17 protein-coding genes are annotated in these 25,403 nt (G+C 48.1%); 15 read left to right on the plus strand and 2 right to left on the minus strand.

The features are described from left to right. The first annotated feature begins 195 nt into the window (after positions 1–195). Positions 196–1,098 (plus strand): histone deacetylase family protein, encoded by a 903-nt coding sequence (locus ACFS25_RS09640; protein ID WP_381499258.1) that lies wholly within the window; start codon positions 196–198, stop codon positions 1,096–1,098. Positions 1,099–1,250: 152 nt separating this feature from the next. Here the strand turns inward: ACFS25_RS09640 and ACFS25_RS09645 are convergent, their stop codons facing one another. Both ACFS25_RS09645 and ACFS25_RS09650 read right to left on the minus strand, forming a co-directional pair. Further along, complete coding sequence (locus ACFS25_RS09645) at positions 1,251–1,865, minus strand: response regulator (RefSeq protein ID WP_381499261.1); 615 nt, start codon at positions 1,863–1,865, stop codon at positions 1,251–1,253. Then, complete coding sequence (locus ACFS25_RS09650; RefSeq protein WP_381499264.1) at positions 1,855–4,953, minus strand: ligand-binding sensor domain-containing protein; 3,099 nt, start codon at positions 4,951–4,953, stop codon at positions 1,855–1,857. The genes ACFS25_RS09645 and ACFS25_RS09650 overlap by 11 nt, the downstream gene beginning before the upstream one ends. Before the next feature lie 560 nt (positions 4,954–5,513). Between ACFS25_RS09650 and ACFS25_RS09655 the strand changes: the two genes are divergently transcribed. From ACFS25_RS09655 to ACFS25_RS09720, 14 genes are all read left to right on the plus strand, one after another. Then, on the plus strand, positions 5,514–6,275 hold the full coding sequence (locus ACFS25_RS09655) for an HpcH/HpaI aldolase family protein (RefSeq protein WP_381499267.1): 762 nt from the start codon (positions 5,514–5,516) through the stop codon (positions 6,273–6,275). A gap of 80 nt (positions 6,276–6,355) precedes the next feature. Beyond that, the gene (rplU, locus tag ACFS25_RS09660; RefSeq protein WP_381499270.1) at positions 6,356–6,673 is read left to right on the plus strand and encodes a 50S ribosomal protein L21; all 318 of its coding nucleotides are present in this window, start codon (positions 6,356–6,358) and stop codon (positions 6,671–6,673) included. Positions 6,674–6,760: 87 nt separating this feature from the next. Further along, a complete protein-coding gene (gene rpmA, locus ACFS25_RS09665; protein WP_381499273.1) occupies positions 6,761–7,078 on the plus strand; it encodes a 50S ribosomal protein L27 in 318 nt (105 codons plus the stop codon). A gap of 140 nt (positions 7,079–7,218) precedes the next feature. After that, positions 7,219–7,821, plus strand: a complete 603-nt coding sequence (locus ACFS25_RS09670) for a NifU family protein (protein ID WP_381499276.1) — start codon at positions 7,219–7,221, stop codon at positions 7,819–7,821. 165 nt (positions 7,822–7,986) lie between these two features. Then, a complete protein-coding gene (locus ACFS25_RS09675) occupies positions 7,987–9,408 on the plus strand; it encodes a DUF5723 family protein (protein WP_381499279.1) in 1,422 nt (473 codons plus the stop codon). 168 nt (positions 9,409–9,576) lie between these two features. After that, positions 9,577–11,685: an ATP-dependent DNA helicase RecG gene (recG, locus tag ACFS25_RS09680; protein WP_381499282.1), complete on the plus strand. Its 2,109-nt coding sequence runs from the start codon at positions 9,577–9,579 to the stop codon at positions 11,683–11,685. 151 nt (positions 11,686–11,836) lie between these two features. Beyond that, positions 11,837–15,124, plus strand: a complete 3,288-nt coding sequence (locus tag ACFS25_RS09685; RefSeq protein WP_381499285.1) for a SusC/RagA family TonB-linked outer membrane protein — start codon at positions 11,837–11,839, stop codon at positions 15,122–15,124. 18 nt (positions 15,125–15,142) lie between these two features. After that, the gene (locus tag ACFS25_RS09690; RefSeq protein WP_381499288.1) at positions 15,143–16,993 is read left to right on the plus strand and encodes a RagB/SusD family nutrient uptake outer membrane protein; all 1,851 of its coding nucleotides are present in this window, start codon (positions 15,143–15,145) and stop codon (positions 16,991–16,993) included. 184 nt (positions 16,994–17,177) lie between these two features. Then, positions 17,178–20,555, plus strand: coding sequence for a VCBS repeat-containing protein (locus tag ACFS25_RS09695; RefSeq protein ID WP_381500840.1), 3,378 nt, complete (start codon positions 17,178–17,180; stop codon positions 20,553–20,555). 76 nt (positions 20,556–20,631) lie between these two features. Further along, positions 20,632–21,927 carry an McrC family protein gene (locus tag ACFS25_RS09700; protein ID WP_381499291.1) on the plus strand — a complete coding sequence of 432 codons (1,296 nt, stop codon included), beginning with the start codon at positions 20,632–20,634 and terminating at the stop codon, positions 21,925–21,927. A 20-nt stretch (positions 21,928–21,947) separates the two neighbouring features. After that, positions 21,948–23,264 (plus strand): gluconate:H+ symporter, encoded by a 1,317-nt coding sequence (locus ACFS25_RS09705; RefSeq protein ID WP_381499294.1) that lies wholly within the window; start codon positions 21,948–21,950, stop codon positions 23,262–23,264. 279 nt (positions 23,265–23,543) lie between these two features. Then, a complete protein-coding gene (locus tag ACFS25_RS09710; RefSeq protein ID WP_381499297.1) occupies positions 23,544–23,714 on the plus strand; it encodes a hypothetical protein in 171 nt (56 codons plus the stop codon). Then, positions 23,704–24,150 (plus strand): hypothetical protein, encoded by a 447-nt coding sequence (locus tag ACFS25_RS09715; protein ID WP_381499300.1) that lies wholly within the window; start codon positions 23,704–23,706, stop codon positions 24,148–24,150. Before ACFS25_RS09710 ends, ACFS25_RS09715 begins: the two co-directional genes overlap by 11 nt. Before the next feature lie 195 nt (positions 24,151–24,345). Next, positions 24,346–25,365: a potassium channel family protein gene (locus ACFS25_RS09720; RefSeq protein ID WP_381499303.1), complete on the plus strand. Its 1,020-nt coding sequence runs from the start codon at positions 24,346–24,348 to the stop codon at positions 25,363–25,365. Positions 25,366–25,403 lie beyond the last annotated feature (38 nt).

The raw sequence follows: 25,403 nt of genomic DNA on the forward strand, positions 1-25,403 counted from the left end.
ACGCAAGTCCTTCAACGCTATCGTCTCCGAAGCTTCCGACGTAAAGAGGCTATTTTATGGAACCTGTCGAAACTTAGTAGCTTGCCGTACCCGATGGTGCCAATACAGATACTGCTGCAATTGGGTAACACAACCGGGCTTCAACAGGTTAGCTATAGAGTGCTCTGTTAAATAGACGGGGCTACTCTTGTCTATATGCTTCAGATTGCATTTTCGCCGGTGTACCGGCTGCGGTTGCCTGAGGGGCACCGGTTTCCGATGCTCAAATACGAATTGATTCAGGAACAATTACTTTATGAAGGGACCTGTACCGACGCTAATTTTTTTGATCCGGCACCCGTCATCGACCATTGGGTATTGGGTGTTCATACGGCAGATTATGTTCATGCGTTGAGAACCGGCACTGTTGATCCAAAAATGATGCGCCGAATTGGTTTTCCCTTAACGCCAGAACTAATTGAGCGCGAGTGGATTATTACGCAGGGGACGATTGACTGCACCCAAATTGCCCGGCGAGACGGAGTGGCGTTGAACATTGCGGGCGGCACACATCATGCCTTTCCTGATCGGGGTGAGGGGTTTTGTTTGCTCAACGATGTGGGCGTGGCCGCCCATTATCTGCTCGAAACCGGCCAAATGAAAAAAATTCTGGTTGTGGATTTAGATGTCCACCAGGGTAATGGCACCGCCGTAATGTTTCAGCATGAGCCGCGTGTATTTACGTTTAGTATGCACGGTGCCGATAATTACCCACTCAAAAAAGAACAGTCGGATTTGGATATTGAACTGCCCACCGGCACGACCGACGACCTCTATCTGAATACACTTTATGACAATCTGCCCCGCCTGATTCAGCGCGAGCAACCCGACTTTCTATTTTATGTGTCGGGTGTGGATATTCTGGCTTCCGACCGGTTGGGTAAATTGAGTGTTAGCCGGGATGGCTGTCGGCAACGCGACATATTCGTGTTTGAGCAGGCCATTAAAAACGGCTTGCCAATTGCTGTTTCGATGGGCGGTGGTTACTCACCTCGCTTAACCGACATTGTGGAAGCTCACTGCAATACATTCCGGGTAGCCACGGATTTGTTCTTTTGACAAGAAAGCGGTCGCCCGAGTTATATAGGCGACCGCTCAGAGGAAGATTCAAGAGGAAGAAGAAAATGGCGTAAATAGAAGAGCAACAAATCTCAAATTAACTACTCGTCTGGGCAATACCCTAATCCGGGTATATTCAACTGTTGTGTAGACTATATATTCATTTCAATAGCAAACCGAACCAGGTCCGCTACCGTATTGATACCCAACTTAGCGTGTATGTTTTTTCGGTGAGTATCAACGGTATGCTGGCTCAGATTTATTTTTGCCGCAATCTGAGGGCTGCTCAAGCCATCCTTTATGTGTCGTATAATCTGAACCTCACGGGGCGAGAGCTTGTGTTTTTTCAGGAATATGTCATCGGCGTGGTTACTAAACTGTTTCTCGTCGGCCAGTTTAGGATCGAAATAGGTTGACCTCTGAGCTACGGCTCTGATGGCCGTTAATAGTTCTTCTTTGGTCGAGGTTTTAAGCATATAACCTAGGGCACCCGCCTTTCGAAAATCTTCAATATAACGGTTTTCGCCGTACATACTCAGAATCAGAATACGTTGTGGGCCGAGTTTTGCTATGAGTTGTCGGGTTAGCTCAAGGCCGTCTATTTCGGGCATGTTAAAATCAATGACTAACACATCAGGCTGGAGGTCACGCACTTGCTGAACGGCTTCGCGACTATGGTAAACATGGCCAACAATGGTCAGGTCGGGAGCATCGGCAAGCATTAACCCCAATCCGTCGTTAAACAGGCGGTGGTCGTCAATGATCAATACGTGTATAGGGTAAGAAACCGGTAGCGTCATAAGGTACGTCGAGCATAACAATGTGGCTCTCTGCATTGCTGTCTGTGGTGAGATCAGCGTGTAGATATTCAGCCCGGTAAGTTATATTTTTTTGCCCGATTCCAGGTGTCATTTGTTTTGAATAAATAGTAGTTAATCGTTTAAGGTCCAGTGGGGTTTCAACAAGGATACTTAATTGTTTAGGATGGTACCCTAACTGCACAATGGCCATGCCCTGACCGCCGTGTTTCAGCGCGTTTTGCACCAATTCTGCAATAATTCGATAAGTAACTAGCTCACGTTCGGGTTTTAGTCGTTGAACGTCACCGAAAAGAATAAAGGCAAAGGCTGTTCGTGACGACAGGTTAGCCCGATCCACCAACTGGGCTACCACCTCGGGTAAGGCATATTTTTCAAACTCAATCGGCATCAGGTCGTGGGTAATGCTACGAAGGTCATCTCCTGCTTTGTCAATCATGTCGTAAGCCTTCGCAACTTCGGGCATCTGAGCGGCCAGTGATACTCGTTCCTTCGCTAACCCTAGCATTCCTTTAATGGCAGCCAGCGTATTACCCACATCGTCGTGCAGGTCGCGGGCAATCCGTCGGCGTTCATTTTCCTGAGTTGCCAGCGTATTTTGCAACAATCGCCGTTGCCGGGCCAGTTTTTGACGATTATTTGTTGTAAACCAGGCTACTACTGTTCCAATGAGGGTTACTAAGCTGAGTACTACGAACCACCACCGTTTCCAGAAGGGCGGATAAATACTGATTCTTAACTGTATTGTAGGCGTGTTCTGGCCCCGTGCGTCCACGGCTCTAGCCCGAAAAATATACTTGCCTGGTGAGAGGTTGGCATAGCGTACAGTATTGGCGTTGGTTAATGTTACCCAATTTCGATCAATGCCAGATAAATTATAGAAAAGTTGATTTTTCCCATTACTGAGATAGTCTAACGCTGCGAGGCCAATCGAAAAGGTGTTCTGCTGATAGGTAAGATCCACCGCCCCCGTTTCTCCCACAAAACCATTGGCCCGGTAAGGTTGGTCATTTACTTCAAAACTAATGATTCGGACTGGTACATTGGCCTTATACGTGTCTAACTGGTCGGGTGTGAACCGATCTAACCCATGTACTCCGCCCATGTAAAATGTTCCATTGGAGCCGATCAGGGCGGCATGACTATTGTACTCCCGGCCTTTAGTAGAGACGACCGGACTAAATTTGACTTCGGTGGGGAAGAACTTAACTAACCCATTATTAGTGCTCAGCCAGTAATGCCCCTTGCTATCGGGCAGCATGCTATATACGACATCATCGGGCAAGCCATCGCGAACCGTATAGGTATGAGCCCGCCGGGTAGTTGGGTCAAAACGAACCAGGCCCCGGTCAGTGCATAACCATAAACAATTGCGCGCTGGGTCGGCGTGAAAATACATGATATTATAACCGGCTAGTGTTACGTACTGCTGGATGAAATGACCGTCGCTGTAACGATACACAATCAAATCCTGATCGCGTCGGCCCGTGTAAAGTAAGTTGGTAGCTGGATCGAAATATAACGATCCGAAATAAGTGCCTTCCGGATCAATGCAGCTAATGGGTTTCAGATCGGAGGTTAGCAGAAATAAACCGCCGAACGTGGCCATCACAAACCGACCATCGGGCAGTTCAAGAATACCGTGAGCGAACCGACAATCGGCATCGGAACAAAGTGGATTCGGCAGCTCAATAAAGCGGTCTTGTTTTGGATCATAGCGTAGCAGCCCCTGTAAATTAGCGACTAAAATTCGCCCGTTCCGGGTACGGATAATGTGTCGGACGTTGCCTTCTGTCGGAACGCCTTGCTCCGCTCTATATGCCCGCATGCGACCGGTAGCCGGATCGAAAAGCCGAATGCCACCATCTACCGTCCCAATCCAAATACGACCCTTATTATCTTCGCAAAGACCCCGGATAGGGTGTTTGTTAAGGTCAGCAAAGTCAGTAGGGTCGTCAGGAAATGTTTCGATTGTGTGCTTGTCAGGGTAAATTATGTCAATGCCAAACGGATCAACATTCGTCCAGACGAGACCTATATCATCTACATACACCTCCGAAACCTGATTCGTCATCAGCGAATTTGCCAGAGTCGCTCCGGGTTTTATCTCGCGCAATAATTTCATTTTGTCGGGGTCGTAGAGCCACACGCCCGACCCTTCTACACCAATCCACCAGTGTCCTTGTTTATCTTCATCCATACTCACCAAGCGATACGTGTCGATACCCGACCGAAGTGGATGATGGCGCAACAGGTGAGTCAGGCTGGCGTCGAACTCGAAAATACCCTGTGGCCCGGTAAAGCAATAATGACCATAGTGAGAACCCGCCACGTGGCAGCGGTGAATGGATTGAAACAGGTAGCCCTTCCTGAGTCCGTCAGTGGGTAAGGGGCCGATGGCTTGATCGGTTGGCTGACCTGTCAGAAAAGTTGTCAGCTGATGCGTTTTATAATTATACCGGGCAACCCCTGTGGGCAACAAATAGAGTAGAGCCTGTTGATCGGGCTGATGCTCAATCCATTCGGTATTGATACTGAACTTCGGTTTGACCGACGGCCTGATGCTTGTTTTGTGGCCGGTTCGGTAGTTTAATTTCATAATACCCTCCCGATTACTGGCGTACCAAACGGTTGAGTCATCTGCAAAAAAAGGTTCCTGAAGAGCCGGCAGGCGTCGTCCCTTCGGATCGATAGCATAAATATGCTCGAACGAATCGGTGCGTCGGTTATAGCGATTCAGGCATTCTTCGGTACCAACCCAAAGATCGCCGGATGGGTCCTCAATGATACCTCTCACTTCTCCCTTACCAATGGTTGTTGAATCCTGATCGTCGAAGTTATAGGTTGTAAATCGGGTGCCGTCGTAGCGATTCAGGCCATTCTGGCTGCTAGTCCACATAAACCCCCGCGAATCTTTCCGAATATAATAGCACGACCCCTGCGACAGTCCGTCGCTGGTGGTAAGATGACGAACGGGGAACTGTTGTGCCTGTCCACTCTGCGTTAGCACAAGGAGAGCGGGAATTAACCAGCGCATATAGAAATAGGAAGAAAACCTGACTTAAAGCTACGCGGGAATTTGGAGTTGCAAAACAGGGTAGCTAGGACAAATCATAGGAGCGTTCGCATTCGCCCTTATATCCCATAAAAATGCAATAATTTCCTGCTGGATAGTCCGTTATCTTAGTTAAAGGCGCTGATTTTTAGAGCGGTTGTTCAGCTAAAGTTATCGAATTACGTAGCCTAATCTCTGCAAAATGTGGGAGTACGTTCGCGTGTTTCATACCCCCTTTAGTGACTTTTAAAAAGAGCACCCTGTAGCCTCCATAATACAGCCATTTGAAAAATGGTGGAAACAGGTACTGCTGAATGCACTAAGCGCTATAAACACTATTCGACCCGTTTTCAGAGAATCGGTAGAAAATATTGACGGTAACCCATAGGCCGTTTATCGACAATGTTAGGAATGAGGTGTCTGATTACCGCAAAACTATCTCATAGTAAGGCTATCAAGCCGATTTGGTCGTATCTTGCTACCCCAAAATTCTTATAATGAAACGCGGTCAAGCGGGGCACTGCTTCCGTTTTGCATAGAACATGAAGCAAAATATCGTTAAAACCCGACTTAAAAACAGTCAGCCCGTGCTGGGCGTCTTATCCAACAGCAGCGATCCAACCGTAGCGGAACTTTGTGGCTTTTCGGGACTGGATTTTTACATGATTGATGGAGAACACAGCCCCATAACAACAGCACAGGTGCAGGACATTGTGCGAGCCTGCGAACTGAGCGGCATTACACCCCTGGCCCGCGTTCGCGGTAACGACCCGAAGTTGGTTTTGCAGTTTTTGGATGCAGGGGTGATGGGCATCATGATGCCCGCTATCAGTACCGTTGCCGAAGCCGAAGCGTTGGTGCAGGCCGTAAAATATCCGCCCCTCGGAGCGCGTGGTTTTGCGCCGGTACGAGCTAATGAGTATTTGCTGGGAGGCATGAATCAGGGGGAGTACGTGAACTTCGCTAACGAGCAAATACTGATTCTACCTCAGATTGAGGACAAGGAAGCCATTGACAATCTCGACGATCTATTAACGGTTGAGGGAATTGATGGATTTGTGATTGGCCCCCGCGACTTAGCCATGAGCATGGGTTATTATGACGGTCCCGGCCACGATGAAGTAAAACGAACGATTGCGGGCGTGGTTGAAAAAATCAGAAAGGCCGGGCTAATTGCCGGAACCACAGCCGCTACCGGCGATCAGGCAAGGGCGTTGATTGACCGGGGCGTTTTATTCTGTCTAAACTCGTTCGCCGGTCTGCTAAAATCGGCTGCCAGCGATTTTATGAAGGGCCGCGCGTAAGGTTTTTTGCAAAAAGCATTCTTGTTTTGTGAGCCATTATTGCTACCTTTGCACCCTCATTTCCAATTCATACAAAACACATGTACGCAATCGTAGAGATCGCAGGACAGCAATTCAAGATCCAAAAGGGTCGCTCTATCTATACCCACCGGTTAGAGGGCGATGTGGACGCTGTACTTGCCTCCGACAAGGTGAAGGTTCTCCTTGTTGACAACGAAGGGAGCATTACCGTTGGTGCTCCAACCGTCGCTGGTGCGACGGTATCGGCCAAAATTCTTGAACATTTGAAAGGCGAAAAAGTCATCATTTTCAAGAAGAAACGTCGGAAAGGATACAAAAAGAAAAACGGTCACCGTCAGTATTTGACGAAGATCATGATCGAAGACATAACTCTCTAATAGTTGTAAGGTGTAAGGTGTATGTATCAACTTTACGTTGGACTTACCACTTGTAAACTTACTACTTACTAACTTCCTTAAGAAAAAATGGCACACAAGAAAGGTGTAGGTAGTTCCAGGAACGGCCGCGATTCTCACAGTAAGCGTTTAGGCGTGAAATTATTCGGTGGTCAAGTGGCCATTGCCGGAAACATCATCGTCCGCCAGCGCGGTACGAAGCACCACCCCGGCAAAAATGTCGGCTGTGGTAAAGATTATACCTTGTTTGCTCTAGTAGCAGGCACGGTGAAGTTCCGTCCAGGCCGCGACAGCCGCTCGTACGTGGATATTATCCCAGCGGGTCCGTCGGCGGTTGAAGTCGCTCCGGTAGCCACTGCTCCTGTTGAAGAAATGGCAGTTGCCTAAAGATAATCAATCAATCATTGAAGCCCGTTTAACAATCGTTGAACGGGTTTTTTTGTGCGTAAAAACTAAAAAAACGACTGAGTTGTTACACCTGTACCAATACCGGTCGATTTATCGGTAAACTGAAAACTTTCTCGACAATGAATCCTACGCTAAGCCGTCCCGTATCCATCTTTACGGAAGGAAGCCCTAACCCGAACTCCATGAAGTTCGTCGTTAATTTTGAACTAGTACCCGCCGGACTTTCGTTCGATTACGCCACGCCGGGAGATGCGTTGCTCGACGGGAAAGCCTCTCCTTTGGCCGTGGCTCTTTTTGGTTTTGACTTTGTGCGCCGGGTATTTATATCGGCCAACTTTGTTACGGTCACCAAAGACGATGAGACTGATTGGGACGAGGTAATGTTTGAGATTAAACTGTTCCTTAAAGAGTATTTTGGCGACCAGAAGCCCGTTTTTGCGCAACGGACAGTGGATACCAACACGACTAAGCTGGACATGGACTCCGAGACCGTTCAGAAGATCAAGGCTGTGTTGGATCAATATATTAAACCAGCCGTTGAGTCGGATGGGGGAGCTATTAGCTTTTACTCATTCGATGAGCCAAGCGGTACGGTAAAAGTACTCCTTCAAGGTTCGTGCAGCGGTTGTCCTTCATCCACGCTAACCCTCAAAGCAGGTATTGAAAACCTCCTGACTCGCCTGGTGCCTGAGGTGAAATTAGTAGAAGCAGAAGGCGTGTAATTCGGCAATTACTGGATAGCAACGAGAACAGGTAGAGAAAGGAAATAGCTTCCCTTTTAGCTCCAATGTCTCGTATAGAATAAAAATAAATCCGCCATTGGCTAACTGCCTGTGGCGGATTTGCGTTTCTTTTGCAAAACGTGTTTTTATTCATTTAGTCACTGCATGAAGTATTTGTTCATTTTTGCCTTATTTTTAGTTAGTTCAACTGCCGGGTCTGCCCAGAATCTGCTCGGTATTTCTACCAGCCGTTACGGCGGAACCAACCGGCTTTACATCAACCCTGCCTTAGCCGCCGACTCTCCTTCTAAATTTTATCTAAACGTTTTTACTGGCAACGGTCACGTCGACAATAATTATGTTCGGTATCAGGCTCCATTCTCATTATTACGCCTGATTACCGGAACTGTACCGGCTCAATACAAAAGCGCGGATGGCTCGGTTCGATTTGCTACCGACTACACGCGGGAAATGCTGGATGGCAGCACCAAAAATGGAACGATCTCGGGCGAAATACGTGGGCCGTCGTTTCTGATGAAAACCGGAAAATATGGAGCATTTGCCGTAACGACGCGCTTTCGGGCGGTTGGGCAAGTGGTTGGCGCATCGGAGTCGCTACTGTCGGCCATGCGGGCTAGCTTAAACGATGGGGCTCTGTATAGTATTCCAAGCAACGACAATAAATTTAGTGCTAATACCAATACGTATGCCGAACTGGGGCTAACCTATGCTGGAACCCTTTGGACAGGCGATGGTCGAAAACTTCTGTTGGGAGCAACAGCGAAATTTCTACTAGGCTACAATGCTCAGCAACTCATTAATCGGGGATTGAATTACCGCATTATAACGGACCCAAATAACTTGAATAGTGCCTTGCTGGAGGTCAATAAGTTAGACGCTACCCTTGCCTATACAACGTTTCTGCAAAACCGGAGCCTAACTCCTCAAACCCTGTTTAGTACGGCGGCTCCCGGCAAAGGAGTTGGCGTAGATATCGGGCTAACGTATATTGATCAGTACGATGAGGATAGCCCAACCCTGCAACTGGGCGTAGCCATAACAGACATTGGGGGGCTCACGTACACGGGTCTGGAGTATAATTACACGGATATCGGCACGAATCCAGCGCGGTTTAAGGGAAGTGATTTTAACGGTATCAACGGCCCTCAGGCCATTGCCGAGGTTATTCAGAACAAGCTGAATACAGGCCGTACCGCTGACCGAAATCGCTTTAACGCGGGTTTGCCTACATCACTTAACTTCACCGCTGATTATCAACTACCCGGTGGTTTGGGTATCAATCTGACCTATCTGAAAGATGTCCGGTCAGTGCAGGCAACAGCTATTCATCAACCAACATTACTGGCCGTAACGCCCCGGTACGACGCTCGATGGCTTAGCTTAGCCGTTCCCATCGCCTATCTGAATGGCGGATTTACAGCAGGAACATCGATCCGGGTCGGACCGGGATGGTTAGGTACAGATAATTTGCTGGGAATACTTGGCAACAGCGCCAACGGTATACAACCGCGTGGGTTAGATATTTATGCCGGATTCGCCTTTGGTATTGGGCGCGTGGATGAATAAAGCGTCTACTTTGTCGGCTTCGTACAATGGGTCTGTTTATTTTATTAATTCTTGCCTTTACAATTGGGTAGAAACGAATGGTCAACTCTGTTTGCAAGTTTTTATGTAATTTTGACTGAATCCTGCCCGTAAACAAGGATTTATTGGTCAATCCCGACCGGGCCTGTTATGACCGAACGAGCTACTTTTTTCGATACATCGCTACTTTACCTGAAAGGGTTAGGGCCGCAGCGTACAGAACTACTTAATAAAGAGTTGAATCTGTTCACCTATGGCGACCTGATTCAATATTACCCATTCCGTTACGACGACCGAACGCGCTATTATACCATCAGCGAATTGATGGAGTCAATGCCTTCGGCGCAGATTCGGGGGCGGCTTCGCGACTGGTACATGGAAGGCGAAGGCCCCAAAAAACGCTTAGTGGCTACGTTCACCGATAGTACCGGCTCAATGAGTTTGGTTTGGTTTCAGGGCGTTACATACATCGAGAAAATTCTCCGGCGCGATGGTGAATACATTGCTTACGGTAAACCACAGTCATTCAACGGCCAGTTCAGTATTGTTCACCCCGAACTGGAAAACGCAAATACGACATCAGAAAACGAGCCGGGTTTCTTTCCGGTTTATAACCTCACCGAAAAACTTCGAAAACGCCACCTCGATAGCAAAGCTATTGGCAAGGTGATGCGGGTACTACTCGAACAGGCATGGCCGCACATTCACGAAACGCTGCCTGAATCGCTCGTGCAACAGTACCGGCTTGTGGGTAAGCGCGAGGCTATGTGGAATATTCACCTGCCTCAAAATCAGGCATGGTTAAAACAGGCTCAACGGCGACTAAAGTTCGAAGAATTATTTTACAACCAGCTACGGCTAATTAAGAACAAACTCCTTCAGAAAGAGGAATTTCCGGGGCAGATATTCCGGGATACCACGCTCATGAAGCACTTCTATAACGACTTACTGCCGTTTGAACTAACGGGCGCCCAGCAGCGAGTTATTAAAGAAGTTTACGCTGATTTCTTGACCGGTAAGCAGATGAACCGGCTTTTACAAGGCGACGTGGGCAGCGGAAAAACCATTGTGGCGTTCATTGCCTGTCTGATGGCGGTTGGAAACGGGGCTCAGGCTTGCCTGATGGCTCCAACCGAAATTCTGGCCGATCAGCATTATAACGGACTTAAACCATTTGCCGAAGCTTTGGGGCTAAATCTCGGTATTCTGACGGGGTCAACTAATAAAAAACGCCGGGTTGTGCTGCATGACGAACTGCAATCGGGCAAAATGCATATTCTGGTTGGTACCCATGCGTTGCTGGAAGATGTTGTGCAATACAAAAATCTCGGCTTGTGCATCATCGATGAGCAGCATCGCTTTGGCGTAGCGCAACGGGCCAAACTCTGGCGCAAAAATGAAACGGTGCCGCCCCATATTCTGGTCATGACGGCAACCCCCATTCCGCGAACGCTGGCCATGACCCTGTACGGTAACCTCGATATATCCATAATTGACGAATTACCGAAGGGCCGAAAACCGATTAAAACGGTTCATAAATACGACAAGCACCGCTCAGAAGTGTTCGGATTTATGCGGCAACAGATTGAGCTTGGTCGCCAGGTGTACGTTGTGTATCCACTTATCGAAGAATCAGAAACTCTAGATTACAAAGACTTGATGGATGGCTTTGAAGGCATGCAGCGCGCTTTTCCGCGACCAAAGTATGAAATTGGTATGCTGCATGGTAAGATGCTGCCTTATGAAAAAGACGATGAGATGAAGCGGTTTCTGAAGCAGGAAACGCATATCATGGTTGCCACCACGGTAATTGAAGTAGGTGTTAACGTGCCCAATGCCAGTGTGATGGTCATTGAAAGTGCCGAACGGTTTGGTCTGTCGCAGTTGCACCAGTTGCGGGGTCGGGTAGGGCGGGGAGCCGACCAATCGTATTGTGTGATGATGACAGGTTACAAACTTAGCAGCGACACCCGTACACGACTCGAAACGATGGTACGGACTAATAACGGCTTCGAAATCGCTGACGTAGACTTGCAATTGCGCGGTCCCGGCGACCTGACCGGTACGCAGCAGAGTGGCGTCATGGACCTGATGATCGCCGATCTGGCCAAGGATGGGGCAATTCTGGCGGTAGCCCGCGAGTCGGCGCAGGCAATCCTATCCGAAGACCCCGAACTTCTACTACCTAAACATGCCCCCATTCGTACCCATCTGGATGGATTAAAACAAACAGAGAGCAATTGGGGGCGTATTTCATAATTGGTAACTTATTGAATGGTGATTGTAGTATAGGCTGATTAAATATAAATATTGTTAAAAAAGAGTATGTTTTGACCAAAAATAGATAGGTATATACCCCTAAGTAATGTGCTTTAACCTGTAATTAATCCCTATTAAAAGCAGGTTAACCATGATAAAACAATTTACACACCAAAAGGTCGTCTACAGACGAGACGAAACCTTCCCAAAAGGCATGAACAGGCCCCGCCGGACTGTAGTCTGTCTTTTGCTGCTTCTCGGTTTGTTTTCATCGATTGGCGCGTTTGCCCAATCGAAAATTACCGGGAAGGTAGTTGATGCCCAGGGCTTATCACTGCCGGGTGTTAGTATCGTAGTGAAAGGAACGACTACTGGCACGGTCTCATCGGCGCAGGGTGATTACGCACTAAACCTTGCCAAGGGAAGTGAAACATTAGTATTCTCCTACATTGGATTTATCAGCCAGGAGGTTGCTGTAAATAATCGGACATCTCTCGACATTACGCTGGCTTCAGATGACAAAATGTTGAGTGAAGTCATTGTGGTTGGGTATGGCGAGCAGAAGAAAGAAACCGTAACGGGTGCCGTTGCAACGGTAAAAGGCTCTGATCTGATTAAATCACCAGCCGTGAATCTGAGTAATTCCATTGCGGGACGGATGCCGGGTGTTGTTGCAATGAACGCTGGTGGACAACCGGGAAGTGATGGGTCAACCATTCGGATTCGGGGTTCCAATACGTTGGGTAACAACGATGCCCTGATCGTAATTGACGGTGTACCAGCTCGGGCAGGGGGTATTGATCGCCTAAACCCGGCTGATATTGAAAGCATGTCTGTTCTAAAAGATGCCTCGGCGGCTATCTATGGTTCGCGGGCAGCTAACGGTGTTATTCTGGTAACAACCAAGCGGGGTAAAAGCGGCAAGCCCGAACTATCCTATAGTTTCAACCAGGGTTTCGCACAGCCAACGGTTATTCCGAAAATGGCGAATGCGGCTGAATATGCTCAGTTAAACAACGAGATCAACCTGTATAACATACCTTCCCAGTACTGGAAAGATGGGTCAGCGGCTTTTAAAGCAACGGGTAGCTATACACTGCCAGACGGATCCATTGCTAAAGCTGCCTATACACCTGACGACATCAAGAAGTTTCAGGATGGTTCGGACCCCTGGGCACACCCCAATACCGATTGGTTTGGTGCTGCTCTGAAAACATGGTCTCCTCAAACCCGGCACACGCTGCAATTAGTTGGGGGTAGCGAAAATATTAAATACCTGACGTCAGTAAACTATCAGAATCAGGATGGATACTACAAAAACTCGGCAACGGGTTATAAGCAATACGATTTTCGTCTGAATCTGGATGCTAAAGTAAGTAAGTACATCAATCTGGTAACGGGTGTTGTAGGTCGTCAGGAAAACCGATTCAATCCAACAGTGGCAGCCGGTGATATTTTTCGGATGCTGATGCGGGGCTACCCTAACAAGCCAGCCTTCTGGCCAACGGGTCAGCCCGCCCCTGATATTGAGAATGGTCAACAACCAGTGTTGGTCACAACCAGCGCAACGGGCTATGATAAGGATACCCGCTATTATCTGCAAAGTAATGCTAGTATTAACATCACCAACCCCTGGATTCCAGGTTTGAAGTTGACCGGTAGTGTTGCACTGGATAAATACATTCAGCAAGGGAAAACCTGGCAGACACCCTGGACCGTTTATAGCTGGGATTATACGTCCTACGACGCAAACAAGCAACCTATTCTGCAACCGGTTCAGAAGGGACCGGCTCAGGCAACGCTCAATCAGTACACAAACGATCAGTTCAACTCATTGCTGTCGGGTCTGTTAACATACGACCACGTATTTGCCGGCAATCATGCCATAACTCTGCTGGCGGGTATCACCAAAGAGCAGTCTAATTCAAATGGGTTCTCTGGCTATCGGAAATATTTTTCTTCGACGGCTATCGATCAGCTGTTTGCTGGTGGTAGCGCCGAGAAAAATAGCAATACCACCGCTGCCTGGCAACGTGCCCGGATGAGTTATTTCGGTCGGGCGGCTTACAACTACAAAGAAAAATACATTGCGGAGTTTCTGTGGCGGTACGATGGCTCGTATATGTTTCCGGCATCCAGCCGGTGGGGTTTCTTCCCCGGCGTAACGGCGGGCTGGCGTGTATCAGAAGAAGATTTCTTCAAAAAAGCCCTACCAGCCGTCAGTTCGCTAAAACTTCGCGCATCGTGGGGGCAGTTGGGTAACGATCAGGTGTATTTCGGAAATCCATCCGTATTACGCGAGTATGACTACTTACCAACCTATGCCTATGGCGACGCAGCTAACTCAGCCTGGGGCTATGTGACGGGCGGCCAGGTAGCACAAACACTCTATGAAAATGGCGTACCAAATACCAAACTAACTTGGGAAGTAGCCAACAACACTGACATTGGTCTGGAAGGATCGTTGTTGAATGGCAAGATCTTCTTCGAGTTCGATGTTTTCCAGAATAAGCGGTCGAACATCCTATGGCGTCAAAGTGCATCTATTCCGCAAACAACCGGCGCTACGTTGCCTGCGACAAACATTGGTAAGGTGACCAATAAAGGCTATGAGTTCCGGATTGGTTACAATGGTCAGGCCGGTGAACTGAAGTATAATGTAAGTGTGAATGGTGGTTACGCAAAGAACACCATTACGTTTTGGGATGAAGTGCCGGGTGCTCCAGAGTGGCAGCGGTCAACGGGTAAGCCTATTCCAAGCGACGTGAACAACCCGAACAATGCCAATGGTACGCTCCTGTACCAGTACGACGGTATTTTTTCTACACAGGCTGAAATCGACGCTAACAAGCTGGATTACAGTGCTGCAGGGGCTAGTTTGCTCCGTCCCGGCGACATGAAGCTTAAAGATATTGATGGCAATGGTAAAATTGACGGAAACGACCGGGTACGGAACGACCGGAACAACCAACCCCGTTTTCAAGGTGGTTTCAATGCCAGTCTGCGCTACAAGAACTTCGATTTCAGCATGCTGATTCAGGCATCAGCCGGTGGCCAGATCTTCCTGCAAACGGAATCAGGTACGATTGGTAACTTCCTGCAATACAGCTATGATCACCGCTGGACTGTTGATAATCCAAGCACGGTTGATCCACGTATCGTGGACCGGAGTAACCAGTATTTCTCGAACGGAACCAGCTACTGGCTGAAAAGCACAGACTACGCCCGTCTGAAGAATGTTGAACTGGGTTATACGCTACCGGGTACAATTGGCAAGAAGATTGGCCTGAACAGCCTTCGTATTTATGTGAACGGCCTCAACTTGGCGACCTACTCACCCGCTATGAAAGGCCTGTTCGATCCTGAGTCGACCAGTGGCAGCGCACAGTATTATCCCCAGGCGCGGGTTATCAACACGGGTGTATCACTTAGTTTCTAAACGATCAATCAGCACATTATGAACTATATAGTAAAGTGCCTATCGTTCGGCCTGTTTTTGGGTGTAACGATGGTGGGCTGTAATGCGGATTTTTTGAATACGCAACCGCTCGATAAAGTGCCAGCGGATGCTGTCTGGTCTGACGCATCCCTGTCGGAGGCTTTCGTAACCGATGTCTACAATGGACTTCGTGATGGCATTCTTAGCCAGATGAACTTCGACTGCCAAACCGACAACGCCCTCTATAGCTTTGGGAAACAAGCAGTTAATGAGGCAACCGTGAGCCCGTCGAATCTAGGGGATATCCCAGTCATGACGGAATGGAGCGCTCTATACGCCCGCATTCGGGCAGCTAACATTGCGCTGACTAATCTGACAAAACCCAAGTTTGATGATCGTAGTGGTGTTGCCAGCCGGATGAGAGGAGAAATGTATTTCATGCGGGCCTATTTTTATCAACAACTGCTGCGCTACTACGGAGCAATTCCAATCATTAAGACGTCGTACACGTTAAATGAAGGCGATTTTACCGTTGCCCGGAATACTTACGAAGAATGCGTAAATGCAATCGTGACTGATCTGGATTCGGCTGCTGTATTACTGAAAGGTAAATCATTAACCAGTGGACGGGCAACCACAGGGGCTGCCCTGGCGCTGAAAGCGCGTGTGCTGTTATATGCGGCTAGTGACCTGCACGATATCCCGACGGCTAAAAGTAAGTCGGCTGTCATTGCTGCTGCTACAAAGCCTGAATTACTGGGCTACATGACTGGTGACCGGGCAGCGCGTTGGCAGAAAGCTAAAGATGCTGCTAAAGCCGTTATAGATTTGAACCAGTATGGTTACAAATTGAATCTGACGGCTCCGGTAACGGCGGCAGAAGGGCAGCAGAATTACATCAATCTATTTCTGTCGCGGAATGGGGGCGAAGCCGATGGCATTTTCCTGAAATACAACATACGTACTTCCTTCGATGACTGGGCTTCCTGGTATCCACGCAACAATATGCCGAACGGCTATCATGGCTGGACATCGAGTGAGCCAACCCAGAATCTGGTCGATAACTACGAGATGATGGATGGTTCCAAGTTTGACTGGAAGAACCCCGCTCAGGCGGCTGCGCCTTACGTAAATCGTGACCCTCGTTTCTACGCATCCATTCTGTATGACGGAGCCCAATGGAAACCACGCACCGCCGATGGAGCCGGTATCGATCCCGCCGGTCAGATTCAAATGGGCCAGTATGAAGTTGGAACTGCTGGTGCTACCACACCTTATAACGGTCTGGATTCTCGTAACAGTACTATCGAGAACTGGAACGGTACCTGGACGGGCTACGCTATTCGTAAGTTTATGGACCCCGACCCAACCCTGGTAGATCAGAATATTCGTCAGGAAGTACCGTCTATTCAGATCCGCTTTACGGAAGTTGTCTTGAACTATGCCGAAGCGTGTATGGCACTTGGGCAGGATGCTGAAGCTAAAAAGTGGATTAATGCCGTTCGGTTTCGGGTGGGTATGCCCGCTATCACAGAATCGGGGGCAGCCCTTGTCGCGCGTTATCAAAACGAACGGAATATTGAAATGCTGTTTGAAGAGCAGCGGTTCTATGATGTTCGGCGCTGGATGATTGCTCCGGCTGTCTTAGGCAAACAAGCCCAAATTATCGTCATCACGGGAAAACTGAAGCCGGGTAAAACGGTAACGACCTATAAGTACAACACGGACAACTATTCATATGCCTACAGTGTCCAGGACTTAGGTACGGGTAAGGAAAATCGAACATGGAAGGATAATATCTATTTCATGCCGATTAGCCGGGATGAGATTAACCGGAACAGTAAATTGATTCAGAACCCCGGTTATTAATAAGAACGACTGAGCTATTCGTTTGCTAAAAATGCCAGTACTCATGGGTACTGGCATTTTTAATTTATTTTTATAGGATTTTGTAACGCGGACGGTCTGCCGTGGGTGGAAACCCGCGTTACGTCAAAATAAAAGCCTACCGTACGTGAAAACGATTCTTCGTTTACTTTTCTTTAATGGTGTTATGTTTTTAATGGGTTGTACCAATTCGGACTCAACCCAAAAAAACACTGAAGCGGCTGGCCCTCCGCTTTTTACATCGCTGACGCCTGAGCAGACCGGCGTTACGTTTGCTAACAACCTCACCGAAGGACTGAATACCAACGTGCTGATGTACGAGTACTTCTACAACGGGGGGGGCGTGGCGGTGGGTGATCTGAACGGCGATGGATTAGACGACATTTACTTCAGCGGTAACATGGTGCCCAATCAGTTGTACCTGAATAAAGGGGGGATGAAATTTGCCGATGTAACGATGCCTGCGGGTGTGGCCGGACGCGAAGGCCCCTGGCGAACGGGCGTGTCAATGGCCGATGTGAACGGCGACGGACGACTTGATTTATTTGTGTGTTACTCCGGGAGTTTGCCGCCCCAAAAACGAATCCCCCAACTGTTCATCAACGACGGAGCAGATGCCCAAGGCGTTCCTCATTTTACAGATCAGACAGCGCAATATGGCTTGGACAAACCAGGTCAAACCACACAGGGGACATTTCTTGATTATGACCGCGACGGTGATCTCGACTTGTTTTTGCTGAACCACAATCCGCGCCTGTTGCCGATACTCGATCCGGATGCTACAGCCGCTATAATGAAACAACCTAATCCGGAGATTGGCGTTCGGTTGCTCCGAAATACGAATAATCATTTCGACGATGTAACTGAGCAATCGGGTCTGAGTAGTTCGGTACTGAGCTATGGGTTAGGCGTTGGCGTGTCGGATTTTAATGCCGATGGCTGGCCTGATCTGTATATATCAAACGATTATGGTGTGCCCGATTACCTCTACATAAACAATCATAACGGTAAGTTTACCAATCAGTTGAAGACTAGTATCGGCCACACATCCCACTTTTCAATGGGTAACGATGTTGCCGATGTGAACAATGACAGCCGCCCCGATATCATGACGCTCGACATGTTGCCTGAAGACAACCGGCGGCAGAAACTGTTGATGGCTCCAGACAATTACGACAAATTCGACCTTAGTGTTCAGTCGGGGTTTCATTATCAGCACATGCGAAACATGCTGCAAATCAATGAAGGTATTGGCAGCATGGAGCCTAGGGAAAAGGGTAATTCATTGATCGTGTCTGCCCCCTTATTTAGTGAAGTTGGCCAATTAGCTGGCGTTTCGAATACCGATTGGAGCTGGTCCCCGCTGCTAGCCGATTACGATAATGATGGTTGGAAAGACCTGTATGTAACAAACGGCTACGTTCGCGACTATACCAACCAGGATTTCCTGAAGTATATGACCGACTACATGCAGAACCGCCCGTCGAATTTCCGACGTGAAGATGTACTGGAACTGGTACATCGAATTCCTTCCTCGAACGTGATGAACTACATGTTTCAGAATCGTGGGAACCAGTCAGACGAGGTGACTTTTACCAACGTCGGTTCGGCCTGGGGATTAACTCAACACTCCAACAGCACAGGTGCCGCCTACGCAGATTTAGACAACGATGGTGATCTGGATCTTGTCGTAAATAATACAAACCAACCCGCTTTTATCTTTCAAAACCAAGCGAATAAGGAACGTAAACACCATTACTTGGCCGTTCAACTCGCAGGAAGCGGGGCTAATACGCAGGGTGTTGGCGCAAAAGTGACTCTCTATCGTAAAGGCAAACAACAATACATTGAACAGATGCCCATACGGGGTTATCAATCGAGTATGTCACCCCGGCTGCATTTTGGCTTAGGTACTGATCCTGTAATCGATTCACTGAGAGTCGTTTGGCCATTGGGTAAACAGCAATTGCTCACGAATGTAAAAGCCGATCAACTGCTTAAGGTTGATGAAAAAGAGGCCCACTCAGTGTACAGGAATCCTGAGTCTGCACCCGCACTTTTTCGGGAGGTGAAAACACCCATAGCTTATATCGATCTAACTAAGAAAATCAACGATTTCAAGCGGCAATCTCTGTTAGTCAACGCGCAATCGTTTAATGGTCCATGCCTGGTCAAAGCCGATGTAAATGGGGATGGTCGTGAAGATTTGTATGCGGGAGGCAGTGGCGGACAGGCCGGTGCTTTATTTATCCAACAGGCATCCGGTCAGTTCAGCCTCAAGGTACAACCTGCTTTTGAGGCTGACAAGATGAGTAATGATGCTGATGCTGTTTTCTTCGATGCTAACGCCGACGGTTTTCCTGATCTCTATGTATGCAGTGGCGGTTATGACGATCTTTTACCCGATGACCCGCGCTTGCAGGATCGGCTATATTTGAATGATGGGAAAGGCACTTTTAGCAAAACTCCTGACGCCCTGCCTGTCATGCATACCAGTTCGGGTTGCGTACGGGTAGCTGACATCAACGGCGATGGCCAACCTGACCTGTTCATTGGTGGGCGCGTGGTACCGGGCCGCTACCCCGAAACTCCCCGAAGTTATCTGCTTGTCAATGACGGGAAAGGGCGGGGCGGCCATCCAAAGTTTACCGATCAAACGGCTCAGTTAGCCCCCATGCTATCCACACTCGGTATGGTAACCGATGCCGCCTGGGTTGATCTCAACGCCGACAAGAAACCCGAGTTAGTAGTGGTGGGCGAATGGATGCCTGTAACCGTACTGGGTTTAACTACGGGTGGACACGGTCAACTAACTGACCAGACAAAAACGTATTTTGAGAAAGAGTACCGGGGCTGGTGGAATAAACTGCTGGTTGATGACTTTAACGGCGACGGTCGGCCCGATTTGGTAGTTGGTAATCAGGGCCTTAATACTCAATGCCGGGCCAGCGACACAGAACCTGCCGAACTGATTTATAAGGACTTCGATAACAACGGCAAAATAGATCCAATTCTGTGTCTCTATGTGCAGGGAAAATCATATCCCCACGCCACCCGCGACGAACTGCTCGATCAGCTTGGTATGCTGCGCCACCGCTTCACCAACTACGACAAGTATTCAAATGCTACGCTGGCTGATGTGTTTACTGAAGCCGAGTTAACCGGCGCTGGTAAGTTGACAGCTAATCAGTTGAAAACAACCTATTTTGCCAGTAATGCCACTGGAAAGTTAGTTGAGAAGCCGTTACCAGTGGCGGCACAGCTTGCGCCTGTCTTCACCCTAACCGCGTTAGATTTTGACCATGATGGCCGGAAAGACCTCTTGCTCTGTGGGAATACCACGCAGGCTCGCTTACGGTTCGGGCGGTCAGATGCGAATGCCGGTTTATTGCTGAGGGGAGACGGGCGAGGGAGTTTCTCAGTGGTGCCACAACTACAATCGGGCTTTCGGCTAGCGGGTGATGTACGGGCCGTACTGCCAATAGGAAATACATTTCTATTCGGTATCAATCAGCAGACAGTGCGGGCTTATCAAGCAAAATAAAAATCAGTTAACTATTATCTTAGGCCCTCGACCGTCTTTTAGAGGGTAGGAGCAGACTGAAAAAGTAGCGCGTAGTATGACCACCCTGATTTCGGTTGTTGAGAATAGTTTAATTGGTGATGCCGGTCAATTGACTGAGCCACCACCGGGTGGAATACTCGTGCCTGATACGGTTTTTGGGGCACTGCGCCGATTCGTGTTTGAGAATGAAAACGCCGATGGATTACTGGCATTCACTGTGCAAAAAGGGCGCGAGTTCATTCGCGTACGTAATTATGTTGGTTTGCTACCCTTGTCTGATGGAACGCAACTCGAAATTCTGCCAAAAATTGAGCAGCAAACCAACGCCCGCCCCATGCTGCTTGCCATGCTTCGGCACCTGCGCCATAGCCCGTTCCGAACGCTCAGAGTAGCCCATACAGGAGCTGTCGATTTACCTTTGTGGGAGATTTTTATCACCGCTTTCCTCGACTCGGTAGAATCATTGGCCCGGCAGGGTATACAACGGGCGTATGTAGCTGTTGAATGTAATGAACGCTTTTGGAAAGGCAAATTTCAGGCCACTCGCCAGCTGCGCGAAAATGCCTGCCATGCTGAGCGATTGGCGGTTATGTACGACGTTTTGACCGCTAATGTGCCTCCTAACCGTATCCTAAAAACCGCACTGCTCTATCTAAATGGGAAAACAGCAGATAGGGCAAACCAGCGTCGAATCCAGCAGTTACTAGGGGGTCTTGATGAGGTATCGGTTACCGATTCTATAGTGGGTGATCTGAACGCTATTCGGCGAAGCAGTCGCCTGTTTGTACGGTATAAATCGGCTTTGAGTTGGGCGGAAACGCTGTTGCTTGGGCAGGGTCTTGGTGTAAAAACGGGTCAGATACAAAGTCTGTCGCTGCTGTTTCCGATGGAACAGGTATTTGAAGATTACGTTGCTCACGGCATACGAATGTACTGGCCAAATGCCGACGACGTACGGGTGCAGGAGTCGTCAGCGCATTTAGTCGATGAACATGTTGGCATGCCCAAGTTCAAGCTTCGACCCGACATTGTAATTCGGCATGCCGACCGAACATTTGTACTGGACACTAAATGGAAACAGATAAATGGGCAAGAGTCGAACGCGGCACAAAATACGGGCAACTACGGTATTGAACAGGCTGATATGTATCAACTGTATGCGTATGGTAAGAAATATGCCGCCGACGATCTGTTTTTGATTTATCCAGCTAATACAACCTTCCGTCAGCCGTTGGCCGTATTTGGCTACGACGCCACCACGCGGCTGCACGTTGTGCCTTTCGATGTGACCAATTCGCTGGTAAATGAAGTAGAAAAGTTGTCTATTTACGCTTTGACAAGCAGAAAATAGTTAACCGACCACCGTACAGTATGCCCCTTCTCCTGACCTTAATTGGTATTCTAACTCTTGTTGTTCTAGTCGCCTTTGTTCGCTTAGATACCTTTATCTCATTTGTTATCGTGTCGCTCGGCATTGGTTTGGCCTCCGGTATGGATGTTGTTGCGGTTGGTAAATCGATTCAAACCGGTATTGGCGGCACGCTGGGCGAACTGGTGCTAATCATTGGTTTTGGAGCAATGCTGGGCCGTTTAGTGGCCGAAAGTGGGGCCGCCCGTCGTATTACCAATGTATTGATCGGCTGGTTTGGCATCAAAAACATCCGGTGGGGATTGGCCTTAGCGGGCTTTGTGATTGGTATTCCCCTATTTTATAATGCTGGCTTTATCATCGTTGTTCCCCTGATTTTTACTATTGCCGCTTCATCGGGATTACCCTTAATGTCGGTAGCCGTCCCGATGCTGGCCGCCCTATCAGTCGCACATGGCTATCTGCCTCCGCACCCATCACCTTCGGCGGTGGCGAGCCAGCTCAATGCTAATATTGGGCAAACACTCATCTACGGTATTATTGTTGCCATTCCGGCCATTGTCATTGCCGGGCCATTATTTGGTAAAACACTCCTGCATATCAAGGCGACACCCAACCGGCAATTATTCAACATTCGCGAAATACCCGACCATAATCTGCCGGGCGCGGGCATTAGCTTTTTTGTGGCTCTATTACCGGTGCTTCTATTGACGACATTCGGCCCGCTTAAAAATGCATTACCCCCCGAATCGCCACTGAAAACCATCGTTACCTTGCTGGCCGAGCCCTATATAGGTATGTTGGTGTCGGTATTAACGGCCATGTATGCACTGGGTATCCGGCAGGGGCTGACAATGAAGGCTATTACAAAAGACCTGGAAGAAGCGGTGAAAGCCATTGCCCCGATTCTATTGGTTATTGCTGGGGCAGGGGCGCTGAAGCAGGTTTTCAGCGACAGCGGCACCAGCAAATACATCGGCAGTTTACTGGCTGATGTAGCCATTCCGCCCTTACTATTGGCTTGGGGTATTGCGGCTTTTATCCGGGTATGCGTTGGTTCGGCCACCGTTGCCGGTTTAACAACGGTGGGTATTATTCTGCCACTGGTGCAATCGCAGGCCATAAAACCTGAACTGATGGTGTTGGCTATTGGATCGGGAAGTCTGATGTTTTCGCATATCAACGATGGGGGATTCTGGCTGTTCAAAGAGTATTTCAACCTGACGATTGGGCAAACCATCCGAACGTGGTCGCTGATGGAAACAATCGTCTCCATCGTTGGCTTACTGGGTGTGCTGGCGTTAAATATGGTGGTGTAGTAAGGACAGGTCAGACTACATTTAGCTTTAGCGAAGTACCAGGAAGATTCACCATTGATGATATCCATTATCTAGTTGATAATCAGGACTTATTGCCTGTCTCGGATACACCTTTTTGCCAGCGATGTAGTGTTTAAATACAGCAACGCCAATCTTATATTGTAGGTAGAAGAAAAAGCAAAAAGCCGGGTAAAGGCATCGGACGTAACTTCCATCTCAACTAATGATATACTGACTGGTGGTCTGCAAAGGATAAGTGAAAAATTGAAAGATTGTAAGGTGGGAACCGTATGTATTGTCAATGCCACTAGTTATAAAGGCGTTGGGGTTGTTGTTATGAAACTGATGCTGGCCGAAAAGTCAGAGAAAATAGTTCTGCATCGCAGTTCGGCGACGATTCTTACCGGAATTTTACGAACAACAGATAAAATTATCAAAAATGGTCAATGAAAAACTGCAGCAAGTAATCAATAAAATGCTTGACAGCCTGTCGGCTCAAATACCAGCCTTCATAAGCAGTGAAGTAGATTGGCGTATTTCAGAGGGAAATGTGGCGGTTTGTATCATTGATGATGCCGGAACTATTTATGGAAAAATTTGGGGTACTGATAAAGTAAGAGGACGCGGGTTCTATGATGTGGCTTATCGGAAAGCCTCACAGGTTTGGATAACCGGCTATAAAACCGGCGAGTATGAACGATTGGTATTCTCTGATCAACTCAATCATAAAGATTTTGGTATAGAATTGCCCGACCTGATGGGTTGGGAAGGTGGCCAGCCTATTCAATTGGATGCTGAAACCCGTATATCATGCGGATTCAGTGGTTTTCAGGGTGTTAATGACCTGGCCATAGTGAAAAAAGCAGCAGAGGAAGCCATGAAGTAAGTGTACTTACCCGGTTGCCGGAGAACATGGTCCTTATCCATATGCCGGTTCCTTTAGTCAAACACGCACAATAGAGCGTATGGGTGAATATAGTATGTCTTATATGATACCAAATATAATTCTGCCTTTATAATCTATTGTAGACGTATATTTCGTATATTTCCCTGTCATTGATAATATATAGTAAGGATAAACATGTTCTCGAAGCTAAAGCAACCTTTTTCGCTTCTTTCGCCCTTACTGGTTATACTTGGGATTTCGTTGCTGGGAATTATCGGCTACATGTACATCGAACAATACAATTTTGTTGATGCGCTGTACATGACCGTTATTTCCATTACAACGGCGGGATATACGGAGGTACGGCCTTTATCGCCAGCAGGACGTCTTTTTACCGTCTTTTTGCTGATTTCCAGTTTTACAACCTTTGCGTATGCGCTGGCTCTCATCACTCAATATATAGCCAGTGGCGAACTGACCCACTATTTTGTACAACGAAAAATGACCAGCCAGATTGACGCACTAAGCAACCATGTTATTCTGTGTGGCCTTGGACGTAACGGTCATGAAGCCGCTATTACACTACGCCAGCACAAAGTACCCTTTATTGTTATTGAGCAAAACGACGAACGTATCCGGGCTTATGAGTCAAAAGATGCGTCGTTGCTCTACGTAATTGGCAACGCGACGGAAGACGAAATTCTCGTAAAAGCAGGAATCGGGCGCGCAAAGGCTCTATTAACTGCCCTTCCTACCGACGCTGATAATGTATTTATTGTGCTCAGTGCCCGCAGCCTTAATGATAAATTGACGATCATCAGCCGGGCTTCACAATACTCTGCCATTAGTAAATTGCGAAAAGCCGGAGCTAATAACGTCGTTATGCCCGACAAGATAGGAGGGGCACATATGGCCAGCATCGTGAGCCATCCTGACGTTATGGAGTTTCTGGACTACCTAACCGGCAATGCAGAAAATGGCTCAATTATAGATGTTATGGAGATAAACAAGCTGGTAAAAAATTACCGGGGACTTTCGCTACAACAACTAATCGACGATCATCTGGCCGAAGGCGTGGTCATTGCTATCCGAACAGCTACTGGATTTCTCATTACACCCGAGCCAGGTTTACTGCTTCAGGCTGATATGAAATTGTTCTTTCTGCATCAGGCTTCCGTTCAAAACAATTCGGCTTCACTGGAGCGGCTTGCTTAGCTCACAGGTTGAACCATATATAATGGGTGGACAAATAG

Origin of the sequence: Spirosoma flavum (genome assembly GCF_042686045.1) — a bacterium.
Classification (GTDB): Bacteria; Bacteroidota; Bacteroidia; order Cytophagales; family Spirosomataceae; genus Spirosoma; species Spirosoma flavum.

What these genes read in the sequence shown, in the direction of transcription:
- ACFS25_RS09640 (WP_381499258.1), top strand. Translation starts at nt 196, where the DNA reads ATGCTTCAGATTGCATTTTCGCCGGTGTACCGGCTGCGGTTGCCTGAG.
- ACFS25_RS09650 (WP_381499264.1), bottom strand. Translation starts at nt 4,953, where the DNA reads ATGCGCTGGTTAATTCCCGCTCTCCTTGTGCTAACGCAGAGTGGACAG.
- ACFS25_RS09655 (WP_381499267.1), top strand. Translation starts at nt 5,514, where the DNA reads ATGAAGCAAAATATCGTTAAAACCCGACTTAAAAACAGTCAGCCCGTG.
- rplU (WP_381499270.1), top strand. Translation starts at nt 6,356, where the DNA reads ATGTACGCAATCGTAGAGATCGCAGGACAGCAATTCAAGATCCAAAAG.
- rpmA (WP_381499273.1), top strand. Translation starts at nt 6,761, where the DNA reads ATGGCACACAAGAAAGGTGTAGGTAGTTCCAGGAACGGCCGCGATTCT.
- ACFS25_RS09670 (WP_381499276.1), top strand. Translation starts at nt 7,219, where the DNA reads ATGAATCCTACGCTAAGCCGTCCCGTATCCATCTTTACGGAAGGAAGC.
- ACFS25_RS09675 (WP_381499279.1), top strand. Translation starts at nt 7,987, where the DNA reads ATGAAGTATTTGTTCATTTTTGCCTTATTTTTAGTTAGTTCAACTGCC.
- recG (WP_381499282.1), top strand. Translation starts at nt 9,577, where the DNA reads ATGACCGAACGAGCTACTTTTTTCGATACATCGCTACTTTACCTGAAA.
- ACFS25_RS09685 (WP_381499285.1), top strand. Translation starts at nt 11,837, where the DNA reads ATGATAAAACAATTTACACACCAAAAGGTCGTCTACAGACGAGACGAA.
- ACFS25_RS09690 (WP_381499288.1), top strand. Translation starts at nt 15,143, where the DNA reads ATGAACTATATAGTAAAGTGCCTATCGTTCGGCCTGTTTTTGGGTGTA.
- ACFS25_RS09695 (WP_381500840.1), top strand. Translation starts at nt 17,178, where the DNA reads ATGTTTTTAATGGGTTGTACCAATTCGGACTCAACCCAAAAAAACACT.
- ACFS25_RS09700 (WP_381499291.1), top strand. Translation starts at nt 20,632, where the DNA reads ATGACCACCCTGATTTCGGTTGTTGAGAATAGTTTAATTGGTGATGCC.
- ACFS25_RS09705 (WP_381499294.1), top strand. Translation starts at nt 21,948, where the DNA reads ATGCCCCTTCTCCTGACCTTAATTGGTATTCTAACTCTTGTTGTTCTA.
- ACFS25_RS09715 (WP_381499300.1), top strand. Translation starts at nt 23,704, where the DNA reads ATGGTCAATGAAAAACTGCAGCAAGTAATCAATAAAATGCTTGACAGC.
- ACFS25_RS09720 (WP_381499303.1), top strand. Translation starts at nt 24,346, where the DNA reads ATGTTCTCGAAGCTAAAGCAACCTTTTTCGCTTCTTTCGCCCTTACTG.